This window comes from Pseudomonas putida (assembly GCF_001636055.1).
GTDB lineage: Bacteria > Pseudomonadota > Gammaproteobacteria > Pseudomonadales > Pseudomonadaceae > Aquipseudomonas > Aquipseudomonas machongensis.
The window spans coordinates 5,791,819-5,808,624 of record NZ_CP011789.1; the positions used below are offsets into that span (position 1 = coordinate 5,791,819).

At 64.0% G+C, this 16,806-nt stretch carries 20 protein-coding genes; 17 read left to right on the plus strand and 3 right to left on the minus strand.

All coding sequences use genetic code 11. The features are described from left to right. The first annotated feature begins 143 nt into the window (after positions 1-143). The 7 genes from hslV (at position 144) to AB688_RS25900 (ending at position 7,890) form a co-directional block, all read left to right on the plus strand. Positions 144-674 (plus strand): ATP-dependent protease subunit HslV, encoded by a 531-nt coding sequence (hslV, locus tag AB688_RS25870; protein ID WP_054894845.1) that lies wholly within the window; start codon positions 144-146, stop codon positions 672-674. A gap of 76 nt (positions 675-750) precedes the next feature. After that, on the plus strand, positions 751-2,094 hold the full coding sequence (gene hslU, locus AB688_RS25875) for an ATP-dependent protease ATPase subunit HslU (RefSeq protein WP_063546558.1): 1,344 nt from the start codon (positions 751-753) through the stop codon (positions 2,092-2,094). Between the two features lie 155 nt (positions 2,095-2,249). Continuing rightward, complete coding sequence (locus tag AB688_RS25880; protein WP_063546560.1) at positions 2,250-2,627, plus strand: gamma-butyrobetaine hydroxylase-like domain-containing protein; 378 nt, start codon at positions 2,250-2,252, stop codon at positions 2,625-2,627. A gap of 233 nt (positions 2,628-2,860) precedes the next feature. Continuing rightward, positions 2,861-4,540, plus strand: coding sequence for a class II poly(R)-hydroxyalkanoic acid synthase (gene phaC, locus AB688_RS25885; RefSeq protein WP_063546562.1), 1,680 nt, complete (start codon positions 2,861-2,863; stop codon positions 4,538-4,540). Between the two features lie 60 nt (positions 4,541-4,600). Beyond that, entirely contained in the window at positions 4,601-5,452 is an 852-nt protein-coding gene (phaZ, locus tag AB688_RS25890; RefSeq protein ID WP_063546564.1) for a poly(3-hydroxyalkanoate) depolymerase, read from the plus strand. A 136-nt stretch (positions 5,453-5,588) separates the two neighbouring features. Then, a complete protein-coding gene (gene phaC / locus AB688_RS25895) occupies positions 5,589-7,271 on the plus strand; it encodes a class II poly(R)-hydroxyalkanoic acid synthase (protein ID WP_063546566.1) in 1,683 nt (560 codons plus the stop codon). Between the two features lie 4 nt (positions 7,272-7,275). Then, positions 7,276-7,890: a TetR/AcrR family transcriptional regulator gene (locus AB688_RS25900; protein WP_054894783.1), complete on the plus strand. Its 615-nt coding sequence runs from the start codon at positions 7,276-7,278 to the stop codon at positions 7,888-7,890. 94 nt (positions 7,891-7,984) lie between these two features. Here the strand turns inward: AB688_RS25900 and AB688_RS25905 are convergent, their stop codons facing one another. From AB688_RS25905 to AB688_RS25915, 3 genes are all read right to left on the minus strand, one after another. Then, positions 7,985-8,803, minus strand: a complete 819-nt coding sequence (locus tag AB688_RS25905) for a phasin family protein (protein ID WP_063546568.1) — start codon at positions 8,801-8,803, stop codon at positions 7,985-7,987. A gap of 10 nt (positions 8,804-8,813) precedes the next feature. Further along, on the minus strand, positions 8,814-9,236 hold the full coding sequence (locus AB688_RS25910; RefSeq protein ID WP_063546570.1) for a phasin family protein: 423 nt from the start codon (positions 9,234-9,236) through the stop codon (positions 8,814-8,816). Positions 9,237-9,367: 131 nt separating this feature from the next. Beyond that, positions 9,368-9,643, minus strand: a complete 276-nt coding sequence (locus AB688_RS25915; protein WP_063546572.1) for a polyhydroxyalkanoic acid system family protein — start codon at positions 9,641-9,643, stop codon at positions 9,368-9,370. A gap of 124 nt (positions 9,644-9,767) precedes the next feature. Between AB688_RS25915 and ubiE the strand changes: the two genes are divergently transcribed. From ubiE to AB688_RS27650, 10 genes are all read left to right on the plus strand, one after another. Next, positions 9,768-10,538 (plus strand): bifunctional demethylmenaquinone methyltransferase/2-methoxy-6-polyprenyl-1,4-benzoquinol methylase UbiE, encoded by a 771-nt coding sequence (gene ubiE, locus AB688_RS25920; RefSeq protein WP_054894788.1) that lies wholly within the window; start codon positions 9,768-9,770, stop codon positions 10,536-10,538. After that, a complete protein-coding gene (locus tag AB688_RS25925; RefSeq protein ID WP_054894789.1) occupies positions 10,538-11,161 on the plus strand; it encodes a ubiquinone biosynthesis accessory factor UbiJ in 624 nt (207 codons plus the stop codon). The genes ubiE and AB688_RS25925 overlap by 1 nt, the downstream gene beginning before the upstream one ends. Then, on the plus strand, positions 11,158-12,768 hold the full coding sequence (gene ubiB / locus AB688_RS25930; protein WP_054894790.1) for a ubiquinone biosynthesis regulatory protein kinase UbiB: 1,611 nt from the start codon (positions 11,158-11,160) through the stop codon (positions 12,766-12,768). The genes AB688_RS25925 and ubiB overlap by 4 nt, the downstream gene beginning before the upstream one ends. 73 nt (positions 12,769-12,841) lie before the next feature. Further along, positions 12,842-13,234: a phosphoribosyl-AMP cyclohydrolase gene (gene hisI / locus AB688_RS25935; protein WP_054894791.1), complete on the plus strand. Its 393-nt coding sequence runs from the start codon at positions 12,842-12,844 to the stop codon at positions 13,232-13,234. 2 nt (positions 13,235-13,236) lie between these two features. Continuing rightward, a complete protein-coding gene (locus AB688_RS25940; protein WP_054894792.1) occupies positions 13,237-13,569 on the plus strand; it encodes a phosphoribosyl-ATP diphosphatase in 333 nt (110 codons plus the stop codon). Positions 13,570-13,646: 77 nt separating this feature from the next. Then, complete coding sequence (locus tag AB688_RS25945; RefSeq protein ID WP_063546574.1) at positions 13,647-13,904, plus strand: twin-arginine translocase TatA/TatE family subunit; 258 nt, start codon at positions 13,647-13,649, stop codon at positions 13,902-13,904. A 3-nt stretch (positions 13,905-13,907) separates the two neighbouring features. Further along, entirely contained in the window at positions 13,908-14,282 is a 375-nt protein-coding gene (tatB, locus tag AB688_RS25950) for a Sec-independent protein translocase protein TatB (RefSeq protein ID WP_054894794.1), read from the plus strand. Then, a complete protein-coding gene (gene tatC / locus AB688_RS25955; protein ID WP_063546576.1) occupies positions 14,279-15,070 on the plus strand; it encodes a twin-arginine translocase subunit TatC in 792 nt (263 codons plus the stop codon). The genes tatB and tatC overlap by 4 nt, the downstream gene beginning before the upstream one ends. Then, the gene (locus AB688_RS25960; RefSeq protein WP_063546578.1) at positions 15,067-15,774 is read left to right on the plus strand and encodes a 16S rRNA (uracil(1498)-N(3))-methyltransferase; all 708 of its coding nucleotides are present in this window, start codon (positions 15,067-15,069) and stop codon (positions 15,772-15,774) included. Before tatC ends, AB688_RS25960 begins: the two co-directional genes overlap by 4 nt. A gap of 99 nt (positions 15,775-15,873) precedes the next feature. Then, a complete protein-coding gene (locus AB688_RS27650; RefSeq protein WP_419555257.1) occupies positions 15,874-16,770 on the plus strand; it encodes a methyl-accepting chemotaxis protein in 897 nt (298 codons plus the stop codon). Positions 16,771-16,806: the final 36 nt, after the last annotated feature.

A 16,806-nucleotide genomic window follows, 5' to 3' on the forward strand; every position in this document is an offset into this window, starting at 1 on the left:
CGCCGCTGCGACTTGCCCGCGAAGGCCCCACTTCAATGCCACTGCCAATCCGACCATTCATCCCCCCCGGTTGAAATCCTTCCCCCCTCCCCCCATATGAGTCTGCAACAGGCATTTTCGCCCCGCTGCGTGGAGACTCTCTCTTGACCACCATCGTTTCTGTCCGCCGTAACGGCAAAGTCGTCATGGGCGGCGACGGCCAGGTATCCCTCGGCAACACCGTCATGAAAGGCAACGCCAAGAAGGTCCGTCGCCTTTACAACGGCGAGGTCATTGCAGGCTTTGCCGGCGCCACCGCCGACGCCTTCACCCTGTTCGAGCGCTTCGAATCGCAACTGCAGAAGCACTCCGGGCACTTGGTGCGTGCCGCCGTCGAACTGGCCAAGGAGTGGCGCACGGACCGCTCGTTGAGCCGCCTGGAAGCCATGCTCGCCGTGGCCAACAAGGACGCCTCGCTGATCATCACCGGCAACGGTGACGTGGTCGAACCCGAAGACGGCCTGATCGCCATGGGTTCCGGTGGTGCCTACGCCCAGGCCGCAGCCCGCGCCCTGCTGAACAAGACCGACCTCTCGGCCCGCGAAATCGCCGAGACCGCACTGAATATCGCCGGTGACATCTGTGTGTTCACCAACCACAACCTGACCATCGAGGAGCAGGACCTGGCCGAGTGATCAGCTGATCTGGTGTCCCGCTCACTGCGGGACTTTTTCCCACGCTGACTCACCACGCCCCAGGACCCAATTCACCATGTCCATGACCCCCCGCGAGATCGTCCACGAACTCAACCGCCACATCATCGGCCAGGACGACGCCAAGCGTGCCGTCGCCATCGCCCTGCGCAACCGCTGGCGGCGCATGCAGTTGCCTGCCGAGCTGCGTGCTGAAGTCACCCCCAAGAACATCCTGATGATCGGCCCTACCGGCGTCGGCAAGACCGAAATCGCCCGACGCCTGGCCAAGCTCGCCAATGCTCCGTTCATCAAGGTCGAAGCGACCAAGTTCACCGAAGTCGGCTACGTTGGCCGTGATGTCGAGTCGATCATCCGCGACCTCGCCGATGCCGCGCTGAAGATGCTGCGCGAGCAGGAAATCGTCCGTGTGCGCCACCGCGCCGAAGACGCCGCCGAAGACCGCATCCTCGACGCCCTGCTGCCGCAGGCGCGGGTCAGCAGCTTCAACGAGGAAGCCCAGCAGTCCAGCAGCGACTCCAACACGCGCCAGCTGTTCCGCAAGCGCCTGCGTGAAGGCCAGTTGGACGACAAGGAAATCGAGATCGAAGTCGCCGATGCGGTGGGCGTCGAAATCGCCGCGCCGCCCGGCATGGAAGAGATGACCAACCAGCTGCAGAGCCTGTTCGCCAACATGGGCAAAGGCAGGCGCAAGGCACGCAAGCTGAAGGTCAAGGAAGCGCTGAAGATGGTCCGTGACGAGGAGGCGAGCCGCCTGGTCAACGAGGAAGAGCTCAAGGCCAAGGCCCTGGAAGCCGTCGAGCAGCACGGCATCGTGTTCATCGACGAGATCGACAAGGTGGCCAAGCGCGGCAACGTCGGCGGCGCCGATGTGTCCCGTGAAGGCGTACAGCGCGACCTGTTGCCGCTGATCGAAGGCTGCACGGTCAACACCAAGCTGGGCATGGTCAAGACCGACCACATCCTGTTCATCGCCTCCGGTGCGTTCCACCTGAGCAAGCCGAGCGACCTGGTACCGGAGCTGCAGGGCCGCTTGCCGATCCGCGTCGAGCTCAAGGCCCTGACGCCGCAGGACTTCGAGCGCATCCTCAAGGAGCCGCACGCCTCGCTCACCGAACAGTACCGCGAGCTGCTCAAGACCGAAGGCCTGAACATCGCCTTCGCCGACGAAGGCATCAAGCGCATGGCCGAGATCGCCTTCCAGGTCAACGAGAAGACCGAGAACATCGGTGCCCGCCGCCTGCATACCCTGCTCGAGCGCCTGCTCGAAGAGGTGTCGTTCAGTGCCGGCGACCTGGCCAGCGCCCATGACGAGACGCCGATCAACATCGACGCCGCCTATGTGAACAGCCACCTCGGTGAGCTGGCGCAGAACGAAGACCTGTCGCGTTACATCCTGTAATACCACCACCGCGGGCGAGCCCGCTCCCCAGGGGTCACCACAATGCCGAAGTATGTGGTGCCCCTGTGAGAGCGGGCTTGCCCGCGAATGGGCCCTTGAATCCCTCCATCAGAAGCTGGAAGCTTGTTCCATCAGCTCCCGAGAGATTTCCCCCCATGGCCCGTCTCCCCACCGCCATCAACCTGCACAAAGCCTCGAAGACCCTCACACTCACCTACGCCCCCGGCGAGGTCTATCACCTGCCCGCCGAGTTCCTGCGCGTGCACTCCCCCTCCGCCGAGGTCCAGGGCCACGGCAACCCCATCCTGCAATTCGGCAAGATCAACGTCGGCCTCAGCGGCCTGGAACCTGCCGGCCAATATGCCTTGAAACTGACGTTCGACGACGGCCACGACAGCGGCCTGTTCACCTGGGAATACCTCGAGCAACTGTGCCTGCGCCAGGAACAGCTGTGGGCCGAGTACCTCGACGAACTGCACAAAGCCGGCAAATCCCGCGACCCGGTCGAGTCAGTGGTCAAGCTCATGCTCTAGGTCAAGCTTCCCAGGCGTTAGAGCGCATTTTCTAATGCGTTCTGTTTGAATGACTTATAGACAGCCAATGACTGGCTGTCTTGCGCATTGCATGAAAGTCGGGTAACCAATGGGGCTGGCAAGTTCCTGCATCTGTTCGTTATCACTGGTCACCCGAGCAGCAGTACCGGGCGGTCGTCTGTGTACCCGCCACAGCCAGCCGGTACTCGTCTCAGGACAACGGAGCGTCGTAGATGAGTAACAAGAACAACGATGAGTTGCAGAAACAGGCCTCGGAAAACACCCTCGGCCTGAATCCGGTCATCGGCATTCGTCGCAAGGACCTGCTGAGCTCCGCGCGCACCGTACTGCGCCAGGCGGTGCGTCAGCCGTTGCACAGCGCCAAGCATGTGGCCCATTTCGGCCTGGAACTGAAAAACGTGCTGCTGGGCAAGTCCAACCTGCATCCCGAGAGCGATGACCGTCGCTTCAGCGATCCGGCCTGGAGCCAGAATCCGCTCTATCGCCGTTACCTGCAGACCTACCTGGCCTGGCGCAAGGAGCTCAACGACTGGATCGCCGAGAGTGACCTGTCGCCCCAGGATGTCAGCCGCGGCCAGTTCGTCATCAACCTGATGACCGAGGCCATGGCGCCGACCAACACACTGGCCAACCCGCAGGCGGTCAAGCGCTTCTTCGAGACGGGCGGCAAGAGCCTGCTCGATGGCCTGTCCAACCTCGCCAAGGACATGGTCAACAACGGCGGCATGCCCAGCCAGGTGAACATGGAAGCCTTCGAGGTTGGCAAGAACCTCGGCACCAGCGAAGGTGCGGTGGTGTTTCGCAACGACGTGCTGGAACTGATCCAGTATCGGCCGATCACCGAGCAGGTGCACAGCCGCCCGCTGCTGGTGGTGCCGCCACAGATCAACAAGTTCTATGTTTTCGACCTCAGCCCGGAAAAGAGCCTGGCGCGCTTCTGCCTGCGCTCCAACCAGCAGACCTTCATCATCAGTTGGCGCAACCCGACCAAGGCCCAGCGTGAGTGGGGCCTGTCGACCTACATCGACGCCCTCAAGGAAGCAGTGGACGCGGTGCTGGCCATCACCGGCAGCAAGGACCTGAACATGCTCGGTGCCTGCTCCGGCGGCATCACCTGCACCGCGCTGTTGGGCCACTACGCCGCGCTGGGCGAAACCAAGGTCAATTCGCTGACCTTGCTGGTGAGCGTGCTCGACACCACGGTCGATACCCAAGTGGCACTGTTCGTCGACGAACAGACCCTCGAAGCCGCCAAGCGCCACTCCTACCAGGCCGGCGTGCTCGAAGGCAGCGACATGGCCAAGGTGTTCGCCTGGATGCGCCCCAACGACCTGATCTGGAACTACTGGGTCAACAACTACCTGCTCGGCAACGAGCCGCCGATCTTCGACATCCTGTTCTGGAACAACGACACCACACGCCTGCCGGCCGCCTTCCACGGCGACCTGATCGAGATGTTCAAGACCAACCCGCTGACCCGCGCCGACGCGCTGGAAGTCTCCGGCACCGCCATCGACCTGAAGAAAGTGCAGTGCGATATCTACAGCGTCGCCGGCACCGCCGACCACATCACCCCCTGGCAGTCGTGCTACCGCTCGGCGCACCTGTTCGGCGGCAAGATCGAGTTCGTGCTCTCCAACAGCGGCCATATCCAGAGCATCCTCAACCCGCCAGGCAACCCCAAGGCGCGCTTCCTGACCGGTGAAGACCGCCCGGACGACCCGTTGGCCTGGCAGGAGAACGCGATCAAGCACGCCGACTCCTGGTGGCTGCACTGGCAGGCCTGGCTGGGTGAACGCGCCGGTGAGCTGAAGAAAGCACCGACGCGCCTGGGCAATCGCGCCTACAGCGCGGGCGAAGCGGCCCCGGGGACCTACGTGCACGAGCGTTGAGTCGCACCGCCGCGGCCACCCGGCGGGCTGCGGCGCTTCATCCATCACAGAGTCAGGCGCATGTCGCAACCCTACGTATTCAGGACCGTCGAGCTGGACAACCAGTCCATCCGCACCGCCGTCCGCCCCGGCAAGCCACACCTGACGCCGCTGCTGATCTTCAACGGCATTGGCGCCAACCTCGAGCTGGTATTCCCATTCATCGAGGCGCTGGACCCGGACCTTGAGGTCATCGCCTTCGACGTACCCGGTGTCGGCGGCTCGTCCACGCCCCGCCATCCCTATCGTTTCCCGGGCCTGGCCAAGCTCACCGCGCGCATGCTCGACTACCTGGACTACGGCCAGGTCAATGTCATCGGCGTGTCCTGGGGCGGGGCGCTGGCCCAGCAGTTTGCCCACGACTATCCCGAGCGCTGCAAGAAACTGGTGCTCGCCGCCACCGCTGCGGGGGCCTTCATGGTGCCCGGCAAGCCCAAGGTGTTGTGGATGATGGCCAGCCCGCGGCGCTATGTGCAACCGTCGCACGTGATCCGCATTGCGCCGATGATTTATGGCGGCGCCTTCCGCCGCGACCCGGACCTGGCGTTGCACCACGCCTCCAAGGTGCGCTCCGGGGGCAAGACCGGCTACTACTGGCAACTGTTCGCGGGGCTTGGCTGGACGAGCATTCACTGGCTGCACAAGATCCACCAGCCGACCCTGGTGCTGGCCGGTGACGATGACCCGCTGATTCCGCTGATCAACATGCGCCTGCTGGCCTGGCGAATTCCCAATGCCCAGCTACACATAATCGATGATGGCCACCTGTTCCTGATCACCCGCGCCGAGGCCGTCGCCCCGATCATCATGAAATTCCTCCAGGAAGAGCGTCAGCGAGCGGTCATGCATCCGCGGCCGGTGGCGCGCAGGTAAGCGGGCGCCAGGACATTCAGTTACTCGGCGGTGCTGCCTTCGCGGGCAAGCCTGCTCCCACGGATCCGGTGCAGGTGGGAGCGGGCTTGCCCGCGAAGGCCGCACCGCAGACAAGGATCGACGAGGGATTGTTGCCATGAAGGACAAACCGGCGAAGGGGACGACACCGATCCCGGCCACCAGCATGAACGTGCAGAACGCCATTGCCGGCCTGCGCGGTCGCGACCTGATCTCGACCCTGCGTCAGGTCGGACGCATCGGCCTGCGCAATCCGCTGCACACCGCCCACCATCTGCTGAGCCTCGGCGGTCAGCTGGGCCGCGTGCTGCTCGGCGACACACCCCACCAGCCGCACCCTCGGGACGCGCGCTTCAGCGATCCGACCTGGAGCCAGAACCCCTTCTACCGGCGCGGCCTGCAGGCCTACCTGGCCTGGCAGAAGCAGACCCGCCAGTGGATAGAGGAAAGCTCGCTGGACGATGACGACAGAGCCCGCGCGCACTTTCTGTTCAACCTGCTCACCGACGCCGTCTCGCCAAGCAACTCGCTGCTCAACCCCCTGGCGGTCAAGGAAATGCTCAACACCGGTGGCCAGAGCGTAGTGCGCGGTCTCGCCCACTTGCTCGACGACCTGCGCCACAACGACGGCCTGCCGCGCCAGGTCGACGATCGCGCCTTCGAAGTCGGCAGCAATCTGGCAGCTACCCCCGGCGCGGTGGTATTTCGCAACGAGCTGCTGGAGCTGATCCAGTACAAGCCGATGAGCGAAAAACAGTACACCCGCCCGCTGCTGGTGGTGCCGCCGCAGATCAACAAGTTCTATGTATTCGACCTGGGGCCGACCAACAGCTTCGTGCAATACATGCTCAAGAACGGCCTGCAGGTGTTCATGGTCAGTTGGCGCAACCCCGACCCGTGCCACCGCGAATGGGGCCTTTCGAGCTACGTACAGGCACTGGAGGAAGCGCTGGACGCCTGTCGCAGCATCAGCGGCAACCGCGACCCCAACCTCATGGGCGCCTGTGCCGGCGGGCTGACCATGGCCGCGCTGCAGGGACATCTGCAGGTCAAGGGGCGCTTGCGCAAGGTGCGCAGCGCCACCTACCTGGTGAGCCTGCTCGACAGCCAGTTCGACAGCCCTGCCAGCCTGTTCGCCGACGAACAGACCCTCGAGGCCTCCAAGCGACGCTCCTACCAGCGCGGCGTGCTCGATGGCGGCGAGGTGGCGCGGATCTTCGCCTGGATGCGCCCCAACGACCTGATCTGGAACTACTGGGTCAACAACTACCTGCTCGGCAAGACGCCACCCGCCTTCGACATTCTCTACTGGAACGCCGACAACACTCGCCTGCCTGCTGCCCTGCACGGCGAGCTGCTGGACTTCTTCAAGCTCAACCCACTGGTGCAGCCGGGTGGCCTGGAGGTGTGCGGCACACCGATCGACCTCGAGCAGGTCACGGTCGACAGCTTTACCGTGGCTGGCAGCAACGATCACATCACCCCCTGGGACGCGGTGTATCGCTCGGCCCTGCTGCTGGGCGGCGAGCGACGCTTCGTGCTGTCGCACAGCGGGCACATCCAGAGCATCATCAACCCTCCCGGCAACCCCAAGGCCTATTACCTGGAAAACCCTCGGCTCTCCAGCGACCCTCGCGCCTGGTTCCACGATGCCACCCGTAGCGACGGCACCTGGTGGCCGCAGTGGCTGGAGTGGATCTCACGCCGCTCAGGCAGCCTCAGACCGCCGAAGACCGAACTGGGCAGCCCCTCCTACCCACCGCTCGGGCCGGCGCCTGGCACCTACGTGATGGCACGCTGAGCCCATGAAGACCCGCGACCGCATCCTGGCCTGCGCCCTTGAGCTGTTCAACCGCCAGGGCGAGCCGAACGTCTCGACCCTGGAGATCGCCAACGAGCTGGGCATCAGCCCGGGCAACCTCTACTACCACTTCCACGGCAAGGAGCCGCTGGTTCTGGGCCTGTTCGAGCGGTTCGAAGATGAGTTGATGCCGCTGCTCGATCCACCGCTGGAGGTGCGCCTGGATGCCGAGGACTACTGGCTGTTCCTGCACCTGATCGTCGAGCGCATGGCGCAGTACAGCTTCCTGTTCCAGGACCTGTCCAATCTCACCGGCCGCCTGCCCAAGCTGGCACGCGGCATGCGCGGGCTGATCAATGCGATCAAGCGCACCCTGGCGGCGCTGCTGGCCAGCCTCAAGAGCCAGGGGTTGGTGGTGAGCGAGACCCAGGCGCTGGGGCAACTGGTTGAGCAGATCACGCTGACACTGCTGTTCTCGCTGGATTACCAGCGGGTACTGGGGCGCGAGGGCGATGTGGGGATCGTGGTGTACCAGGTGATGATGCTGGTGGCACCGCATCTGCAGGAACCGGCGCGCAGGGCGGCGGAGCAGTTGGCGGGGAAATATCTGGACGTGTAGGGCTGAACTTGCGGTGTTGCCACTGACGCATTCGCGGGCAAGTCGCAGCGGCGGTTCACCGCTGCGACTTGCCCGCGAAACGCACGTCGCGATATCAGCTTTGGCTAGCTGGGCTCACCGGTACCGACGGCGTATTGCCAGTTGCTGCTGCGCTTGCTGCCGGTGCCGTGGTTGCGGCCGGAGCGGCGGGCTTCGCGACAGCGGGCTTCGCGACAGCCGGCTTGGCTGCAGTCGGCTTGGCCGGGGCTTTCTTCACAGCAGGTTTCTTCGCTGCCGCTGGCTTGGCGGCTACCGGCTTGGCTGCGGGTTTCGCCGCAGGCTTGGCGGCCGGCTTGGCAGCTGCAGCTTTGGCAGCGGGCTTGGCCGCAGGTTTAGCCGCGGCGGTCTTGGCAGCGGGTTTTGCCGCAGCAGTCTTGGCAGTTGGCTTGGCAGCGGGTTTCGCCGCAGCCTTGGCCAATGGCTTGGCAGCGGTCTTGCTCGCTGCGGACTTCGACGCCGAGGCCTTGGACACCGGTGCCACCGAGGCGCCTGTCAACTTCTCGATCTGCTTGGTCAGGCTGTCGACCTGCTGGTGCAGCGCCTTGATCTCGTTACGGCTGGGGACGCCCAGACGCGAGATTGCACTGTTCAGACGCTTGTCGAAGGCCTCTTCCAGCTCGCTCCACTTGCCCAGCGCGCGATCCTTCACATCGGAGACTCGCGAGGTAGTCGCCGACTTGGCCGCATCGGCATCTTTCTTCGCCTGCTTTTCAGCTTTCTCGCCATCCTTCACCAGCGAATCGAAAAGCTTGGGGCCATCCTGGTCGACCTTGGAGTAGATCCCCAGACCTGCCAGCCAGATCTTGCGGGAGTACTTCTCGATCCCGCCGATCCAGGAGCTGCCTTCTTTTTCGGTGTTCTTCTTGCCAGCCATCCTGCTCTCCTTATGGTTTGCGCGCGACACGCTCGAGCAACTCGGTCAGCTGTTCGAGTTTGATGGACAACGCCTCAACGTCATGTTTAGACGGAATGCCGATGCGATTCAAGGCGCGGGCCACCCGTGCGTCGAAAGCCTTTTCGATTTTGTCGAGCTGGACCTCGACCTTGCCACGTACCCGGCTCACTTCCTCGGCCGCTTCATCGAGCTGGCCGTTGGCCGCGTCGAGCTTCTTGTCGAGGGTTTTCTTGCCGCGTTTCTCGACGCCTTCACCGGCCTTGACCAGCTCCTTGAAGTACTCCGAGCCTTCCTGGCCGACCCGGGCGTATGCGCCGATGCCTGCCAGCCAGATCTTGCGCGCGTAGCCGCGCACTTCGCTCAGGGTGCTGTCCTGGGCGTCTTCTTTCTTTTTCAGGGTCAACTTGGCCATGCTCTGCACCTCACGTTCGATGTGGATGGAGGAACTGCCCTTGAAATGCGGGCTTGAGCATGAAGATAGGGTGGGAAATTAGAATTCTCACCCTAAGGTGAGGGGTCAGGGCCGCCATGCAGCCCCGGTTCTCAGGCCAGCGCCTTGTCCAGCGCGCGCTCGATCTCGCCCTTGATGGTCCCGCTCATCATCGACAGCATCATGCCCAGTTTCAGCTCGACACGGATGCTGTCCTCGCCGATGTGCACGCTGCCGTTGGCGCCGCTGCGCGCGACATCGACGCGGTCGCCGTTCCAGGTGGCCTTGAGGTCGTACTCGCGCGACAGCTTGTCGACCAGGCTTTCAGCCTTGGCCCGGGCAGCTTCGCGACCGAGGGAATGTTTGCGTTCGACGCTGATCTGAGTCATGCGGGGTATCCAGGCAATGAAGACATAATCGGCATTATGCCCGCGCCCGCGAGACGGCACACCCCGCCAAGACAAATCCGCCCGTTCGCCCTAGAATGGCGGTAATTTTTTTCGGTGAAGCGATATGAACGACCAGCGCAAAGGCGACCACGCCGAACCCACCACCCACTTTGGCTACCAGGACGTCCCCGAGAGCCAGAAGGCGAAGAAGGTCGCCGAGGTCTTCCACTCCGTGGCCGCCAAGTACGACCTGATGAACGATGTGCTCTCCGGCGGCATGCACCGCCTGTGGAAGCGCTTCACCATCGAGCTGTCCGGTGTGCGCCCCGGCAACCGCGTGCTCGACATCGCCGGCGGCACCGGTGACCTGGCTGCCAAGTTCTCGCGACTGGTCGGCCCGACCGGCCAGGTGGTACTGGCCGACATCAACGAATCGATGCTCAAGGTCGGCCGCGATCGCCTGCTCGACCGCGGCGTGGCCGGCAATATCGAGTTCGTCCAGGCCGATGCTGAAAAGCTGCCCTTCCCCGACAACCACTTCGACTGCGTGACCATCGCTTTCGGCCTGCGCAACGTGACGCACAAGGATGAAGCCATCCGCTCGATGCTGCGTGTGCTCAAGCCCGGTGGCCGCCTGCTGGTGCTGGAGTTCTCCAAGCCCACCAACAAACTGATGTCGCGCGCCTACGACGCCTACTCCTTCGCCTTCATGCCCCTGGCCGGCAAGCTGATCACCAACGACTCGGAAAGCTATCGCTACCTGGCCGAATCGATCCGCATGCACCCTGACCAGGAAACGCTGAAAAGCATGATGGTCGATGCCGGTTTCGACCGCGTCACCTACCACAACATGACCAGCGGCATCGTCGCCGTGCACCGGGGAATCAAACCCTGATGCTCCTGGCCGGGCTGCTCGCCAGCGTCGAGCACGGGCTCAACCGTGTGCTGCGCATGGACAGCACGGCGCTGCCGCGCCTGGGTGCACTGGAAGGCAAGGTGATCGCCATCGACTGCCGCCAGCCCGCCCTGCAGTTGTTCATCCTGCCCGATGACGAAGGCCTGATGCTCGCTGCGCATTGGGAGGGCGAGGTCGACTGCACCCTGCGTGCGCCGGCCGGCAGCCTGGCCCAGTTGGCCTTCGCCACGGACAAGAACGCCGTGCTGCACAGCCCGCAGGTCGAACTGCATGGCGACAGCGCGGTGTTGCTCGACCTGGTCGGCGTGCTCCAGGACCTGGAGCTCGACTGGGAGTACGAGCTGTCGCGCTGGCTGGGGCCGGTCCCCACCGCGCTGATCGCCGGCCACTTGCGCCTGCGCGCACGCTGGACCCGGCAGGGCCTGTCGCGGTTCAGCCAGAATCTGTCCGAGTACCTGGCCGAGGAATCGCGTACCCTGGTCGGGCAGCGCGAAGCCGAAGCGGCATTCAGCGAGCTCGATGCGCTGAAGGTCGATATCGAACGTCTCGAGGCGCGCATCCGTCGCCTTTCCCACACTCTTGATTCCAGCGATAACGCATGAAGCTGCTCGCCGTCCGCCGTCTGTTGCGCATCCAGCGCGTCGTGATCCGCTACCGCCTCGATGACCTGCTGTTCGACCTGCCCCTGCCCTGGTGGCTGCTGAGCATCCGCCTGCTGCTGCCCTGGCGCTGGCTGCCGCGCAAGCCCAGCGAGCTTAGCCGCGGCGCGCGCCTGCGCCTGGCCCTGCAGGACCTGGGGCCGATCTTCATCAAGTTCGGCCAACTGCTCTCCACCCGCCGCGACCTGCTGCCAACGGACGTCGCCGACGAGCTGATGCTGCTGCAGGACCGCGTGCCGCCATTCGACCCACAGAAAGCCGTGGCGCTGATCGAAGCGCAGCTCGGAGCGAAAGTCGGCGAGGTGTTCAGCCGCTTCGACGTCGAGCCACTGGCCTCGGCCTCGGTCGCCCAGGTACATGCCGCACGTCTCAAGAGCGGCGAAGAGGTGGTCGTAAAAGTGGTCCGCCCGGGGCTCAAGCCCGTGATCGCCCAGGACCTGGCGTGGTTGTTCCTGATCGCCAAGGTGGCCGAACGGGCCTCCGCCGATGCGCGCCGCCTGCACCCGGTGGAAGTGGTCAGCGACTACGAAAAGACCATCTACGACGAGCTCGACCTGCTGCGCGAAGCGGCCAACGCCAGCCAGCTGCGGCGCAACTTCGAAGGCTCGGATCTGATGTACGTGCCGCAGGTGTACTGGGACCTGTGCCGCCCGAAAGTGCTGGTGATGGAGCGCATCTACGGCGTGCCGGTCACCGACATGGCCACCTTGGCCGACCAGCGCACCGACATGAAGCTTCTGGCCGAACGCGGTGTCGAGGTGTTCTTCACCCAGGTGTTCCGTGACAGCTTCTTCCACGCCGACATGCACCCGGGCAACATCTTCGTCAGCACGGTCAAGCCGTGGAGCCCCCAGTACATCGCCATCGACTGCGGCATCGTCGGCAGCCTGACCGCCGAAGACCAGGACTACCTGGCACGCAACCTGATCGCCTTCTTCAAGCGCGACTACCGCCGCGTGGCGCAGTTGCACATCGATTCGGGCTGGGTGCCGGCACACACCAAGGTCAACGAATTCGAAGCGGCGATCCGCACCGTATGCGAGCCGATCTTCGAAAAACCGTTAAAGGATATTTCCTTCGGCCAGGTGCTGATGCGCCTGTTCCAGACGGCCCGTCGTTTCAATATGGAAGTTCAGCCGCAGTTGGTGCTGCTGCAGAAAACCCTGCTCAACATCGAAGGCCTGGGGCGCCAGCTGTACCCTGACCTGGACCTGTGGAGCACCGCCAAGCCCTATCTGGAACGCTGGATGCGCGAGCGCATGAGCCCCAAGGCGGTGTTCGGCAACCTCTATAGCCAAGCCGAGCAGTTGCCGCACCTGGCCGACATGACCCGCGACCTGCTCGAACGCTTGTCGCAACCGCACCTGCACGACCCGCAACTGCCAGAGCGCCGCCGGGCGGGCGACAACTGGGCGCTGCGCCTGCTCGGTGCCGGCCTGCTCGGTGGCGGCGCGACCCTGGCCGCCGGTGCCGCGAGCCTCAGCGCCCCGGCCGCCTGGCCTGCGTGGCTGATGCTGGCCGCCGGGCTCTACCTGATCGTGCGCCGATAGCCAGCCGCGCTGCTGGCTGGCACACTAGGCGCAAAGGGCCCGGTACGGGAGCGGGCCTGTTTTGGAGTCGACGATGAAAGACTGGCTGGACGAGATCAAGTGGAACAGCGATGGCCTGGTACCGGCGATCGCCCAGGACCACAAGACCGGGCGTGTGCTGATGATGGCCTGGATGAACCGTGAATCGCTCGCCCTGACTGCCGCCGAGAACCGCGCCATCTATTGGTCGCGTTCGCGAGGCAAGCTGTGGCGCAAGGGCGAAGAGTCCGGCCATGTGCAGAAACTGCATGAGCTGCGCCTGGATTGTGACGCCGACGTGGTCATCCTGATGGTCGAGCAACTGGGTCATATCGCCTGCCATACCGGCCGTGAAAGCTGCTTCTATCGTGTCTTCGAAAACGGTGAATGGAAGATCGTCGACCCGGTCCTGAAAGATCCTGACACTATCTACCACGCGGGGCACTGAACATGAGCGACACACTCGATCGCCTGGCCGAAGTGCTCGAACAACGCAAGCAGGCGGCCCCCGACAGCTCCTACGTGGCGAGCCTCTACCACAAGGGCCTGAACAAGATTCTGGAGAAGCTTGGCGAAGAGTCGATCGAGACGATCATCGCCGCCAAGGACGCCGCCGTGAGCAAGGATTACAGTGATGTCATCTATGAAACCGCCGACCTGTGGTTTCATAGCCTGGTGATGCTCAGCGCACTGGGGCAGCATCCACAGGCGGTACTGGACGAACTCGACCGCCGCTTCGGGCTTTCCGGCCATGACGAGAAGGCCGCGCGCCAACCGACCTGATCGCCATGCCCCTGCAGGAGCGGGCTCGCCCTGCGATAACGCCCGCTCAGGCTACACATCATTCAAGGGAGTACACCATGGGTATCTTTGACTGGAAACACTGGATCGTCCTGCTGGTCGTCGTAGTGCTGGTGTTCGGCACCAAAAAGCTGAAGAACTTCGGCAGCGACCTGGGCGAATCGATCAAGGGCTTTCGCAAGGCCATGAACGAGGAAGAAAGCAAGCCTGCCGAGCAGACTCCGCCGCCTGTACAGCCGTCCGTGCAACCCACCCAGCAGCCGCACACCATCGAGGGCCAGGCTCAGCCGGTCCAAGAGCCACAACGGAAAGACTGACCCATGTTCGGCATCAGCTTCAGCGAGCTGTTGCTCGTCGGCCTGGTTGCCCTGCTGGTGCTCGGCCCCGAGCGCCTGCCTGGCGCAGCGCGTACCGCGGGGTTGTGGATCGGCCGGCTCAAGCGCAGCTTCAACAGCATCAAGATGGAAGTCGAGCGCGAGATCGGTGCCGATGACATCCGCCGCCAGTTGCACAACGAGCACATCCTGCAGATGGAACAGGAAGCCAAGCGCATCCTCAACCCGCAGACACCGCCCGCGCAGCCCGTGAATACGACGGCCGCGAGCGAGACTCCCGCACCTGCCGCCGACGCCAATGCCGCCCCTGCGGCGCCCACGACCACCCCTGAGCCGCACCAGCCGCCCCGAGCCCCATGAGCGAAACTCCGGAACACGACCAGCCCATGCCGCTGGTCTCGCACCTGACCGAACTGCGCACCCGCCTGCTGCGTTGCGTAGCCGTTATCTTCCTGATCTTCGCCGGGCTGTTCTCCTTCGCCCAGCAGATCTACACCCTGGTCTCGGCACCCTTGCGTGCGCACCTGCCGGCCAATGCGACGATGATCGCCACCGACGTGGCATCCCCGTTCCTCACGCCGTTCAAGCTGACCATGATCGTCTCGCTGTTCCTGGCCATCCCGTTCATCCTCCAGCAGATCTGGGGCTTCATCGCACCGGGGCTGTATCGCCATGAAAAGCGCATCGCCATCCCGCTGCTGATTTCCAGCATCATCCTGTTCTACGCCGGCATGGCCTTCGCCTACTTCCTGGTGTTCCCGCTGATCTTCGGCTTCTTCGCCAGCGCCACCCCTGAAGGTGTGTCGATGATGACCGACATCGCCAGCTACCTCGACTTCGTCATGACCCTGTTCTTCGCCTTCGGCGTCGCCTTCGAGATTCCGGTGGCGGTGGTGCTGCTGGTGTGGATCGGCGTTGTCGATGTGAAGTACCTGAAGAAGATCCGTCCCTACGTCATCATCGGCTGCTTCGTGGTCGGCATGATCCTCACCCCGCCGGACATCTTCTCGCAAACGCTGCTGGCCGTGCCCATGTGGCTGCTGTTCGAGATCGGCGTGCTGTTCGGCGGCCTGATCCGCAAGCGCAGCCATCCGCAGGATGAAGCCGCGGACGACCACAACGACCAGCCACCAGCGACCCAGGCGTGAACCTGCTGCTGCTCGAGGAGGCCGACTTCGTCGCGGCCGACCGTGTCGTACTGGCCGACCGCCGCTTCACGCACATGCAGGACATCCACCGCGTGGCGGTGGGCGACACCCTGCGCGTAGGCCGCATCGGCGGCCTGATGGGCCAGGCCGAGGTGATCCGCCTAGAGGGCCACGAAGCCGAGCTGCGGGTCAGCTTCGATCAGGAGCCACCAGCGAAGCTGCCGCTCACCCTGGTGCTGGCCGTCCCCCGCCCCAAGATGCTGCGCCGTCTGTTCCAGACCATCGCCACCCTCGGCGTGCCGCGGTTGATCCTGGTCAACAGCTACAAGGTCGAGAAAAGCTTCTGGCAGACGCCGTTCCTGCAGCCGGACAGCATCCGCGAGAACCTGATCCTGGGCCTTGAGCAGGCCCGTGACACCGTACTGCCGGAAATCATCATCGAAAAGCGCTTCAAACCCTTCGTCGAAGACCGGCTGCCCACCATCGCCGACGGCACGCTCGGCCTGGTTGGCCATCCCGGCCCCTACCCGGCCTGCCCACGCGCGGTGCAAGGGCCGGTGACCCTGGCGATCGGCCCGGAAGGCGGTTGGATTCCCTACGAAGTGGAACTGCTGGGCAAGGCCGGCCTGGCCCCCGTACAACTGGGCGAGCGCATCCTGCGTGTGGAAACGGCGGTCACGGCTCTGCTTTCCCGAATATTCTGACCATTTGGTCAGCATCCTGGCATCAAGTTTCTCCCCAGCAGGCCGATGGCCTTGCAACACAAGAAAATTCTGGCTTTTCAAGTCGCCGGGGAGATCGTCATGTACGGAAAGGTTGTCCAGTCGCTGGGAAACGTGAGCGTCAGTCGCAAACTGGGGGCCGGCTTCGGCCTGGTACTGTTGTTGACCATGGCCATCACCGCCACAGGTTGGCGCGGCATGGACTCGATCATCGACCGCGGTGACAAGCTGGGCAACATCTCCTTGATCCTCGGCTACAGCCAGGACCTGCGCATCGCCCGCCAGCAGTACGAACGCAACCGCGACGACGCATCGGCGGGCGAGCTGGAAAAAGCGCTCGGCAAGCTCGAGCAGCAGGTCGAGATGATGCTCGGGCAGATCGAGCATCCGCAGGATCGCCAGCGCCTGGAGCAGCAGCGTCAAGCGGTGCGCCAATACCGCCAGGCCTTCGTCGAGCTCAAGCAGGCCGGCCAGCGCCGTGAAGCCGCACGCAGTGTGCTGGGTGACAGCGCCGACAAGGCCGCTGCGCTGATCGGCCAGGTGCAGCAACGCCTTGCGCAAGGTGGCGACATCAGCCTCTATCAACAGATCGTGCAGGCCAGCGCCTTGCTCCAGCAGGCGCGCTTCCAGGTCCGTGGCTACACCTATAGCGGCAAGGCCGAATTCCAGCAGACCGCGCTGGATGCCATCGACCAGGCGCTTGCTGTGCTCAAGGCCCTGCCGGCCAGGGTGCCCGCCGAATACGCCGCCAGTCTCGATGATGCCGCCAATGCCATGGGCGCCTATCGCGATGCGGTGAACCAGTTCGGCGCAGCGCAGACCAGCGCCGAGCAGACCTTGCAACGCATGGTTGTACAGGGCCAGGTGTTGATGGATGCCGGTACGCAGATGACCGCATCGCAGACCGCCGTGCGCAACAGTGGTGCCCTGCAGGCCAAGACCCTACTGGGCGAGCCAGTGCCCTGGCCCTGCTGCTAGCATCATTGCCGCCTGGCCATCACTCGGCAGATCGTC

What these genes read in the sequence shown, in the direction of transcription:
- AB688_RS25905 (WP_063546568.1), bottom strand. Translation starts at nt 8,803, where the DNA reads ATGGCTGGCAAGAAGAACACCGAAAAAGAAGGCAGCTCCTGGATCGGC.
- tatB (WP_054894794.1), top strand. Translation starts at nt 13,908, where the DNA reads ATGTTCGGCATCAGCTTCAGCGAGCTGTTGCTCGTCGGCCTGGTTGCC.
- tatC (WP_063546576.1), top strand. Translation starts at nt 14,279, where the DNA reads ATGAGCGAAACTCCGGAACACGACCAGCCCATGCCGCTGGTCTCGCAC.
- AB688_RS25915 (WP_063546572.1), bottom strand. Translation starts at nt 9,643, where the DNA reads ATGACTCAGATCAGCGTCGAACGCAAACATTCCCTCGGTCGCGAAGCT.
- AB688_RS25940 (WP_054894792.1), top strand. Translation starts at nt 13,237, where the DNA reads ATGAGCGACACACTCGATCGCCTGGCCGAAGTGCTCGAACAACGCAAG.
- AB688_RS25910 (WP_063546570.1), bottom strand. Translation starts at nt 9,236, where the DNA reads ATGGCCAAGTTGACCCTGAAAAAGAAAGAAGACGCCCAGGACAGCACC.
- phaC (WP_063546566.1), top strand. Translation starts at nt 5,589, where the DNA reads ATGAAGGACAAACCGGCGAAGGGGACGACACCGATCCCGGCCACCAGC.
- ubiB (WP_054894790.1), top strand. Translation starts at nt 11,158, where the DNA reads ATGAAGCTGCTCGCCGTCCGCCGTCTGTTGCGCATCCAGCGCGTCGTG.
- phaZ (WP_063546564.1), top strand. Translation starts at nt 4,601, where the DNA reads ATGTCGCAACCCTACGTATTCAGGACCGTCGAGCTGGACAACCAGTCC.
- hslU (WP_063546558.1), top strand. Translation starts at nt 751, where the DNA reads ATGTCCATGACCCCCCGCGAGATCGTCCACGAACTCAACCGCCACATC.
- hisI (WP_054894791.1), top strand. Translation starts at nt 12,842, where the DNA reads ATGAAAGACTGGCTGGACGAGATCAAGTGGAACAGCGATGGCCTGGTA.
- AB688_RS25880 (WP_063546560.1), top strand. Translation starts at nt 2,250, where the DNA reads ATGGCCCGTCTCCCCACCGCCATCAACCTGCACAAAGCCTCGAAGACC.
- AB688_RS25945 (WP_063546574.1), top strand. Translation starts at nt 13,647, where the DNA reads ATGGGTATCTTTGACTGGAAACACTGGATCGTCCTGCTGGTCGTCGTA.
- AB688_RS27650 (WP_419555257.1), top strand. Translation starts at nt 15,874, where the DNA reads ATGTACGGAAAGGTTGTCCAGTCGCTGGGAAACGTGAGCGTCAGTCGC.
- AB688_RS25900 (WP_054894783.1), top strand. Translation starts at nt 7,276, where the DNA reads ATGAAGACCCGCGACCGCATCCTGGCCTGCGCCCTTGAGCTGTTCAAC.
- ubiE (WP_054894788.1), top strand. Translation starts at nt 9,768, where the DNA reads ATGAACGACCAGCGCAAAGGCGACCACGCCGAACCCACCACCCACTTT.
- phaC (WP_063546562.1), top strand. Translation starts at nt 2,861, where the DNA reads ATGAGTAACAAGAACAACGATGAGTTGCAGAAACAGGCCTCGGAAAAC.
- AB688_RS25925 (WP_054894789.1), top strand. Translation starts at nt 10,538, where the DNA reads ATGCTCCTGGCCGGGCTGCTCGCCAGCGTCGAGCACGGGCTCAACCGT.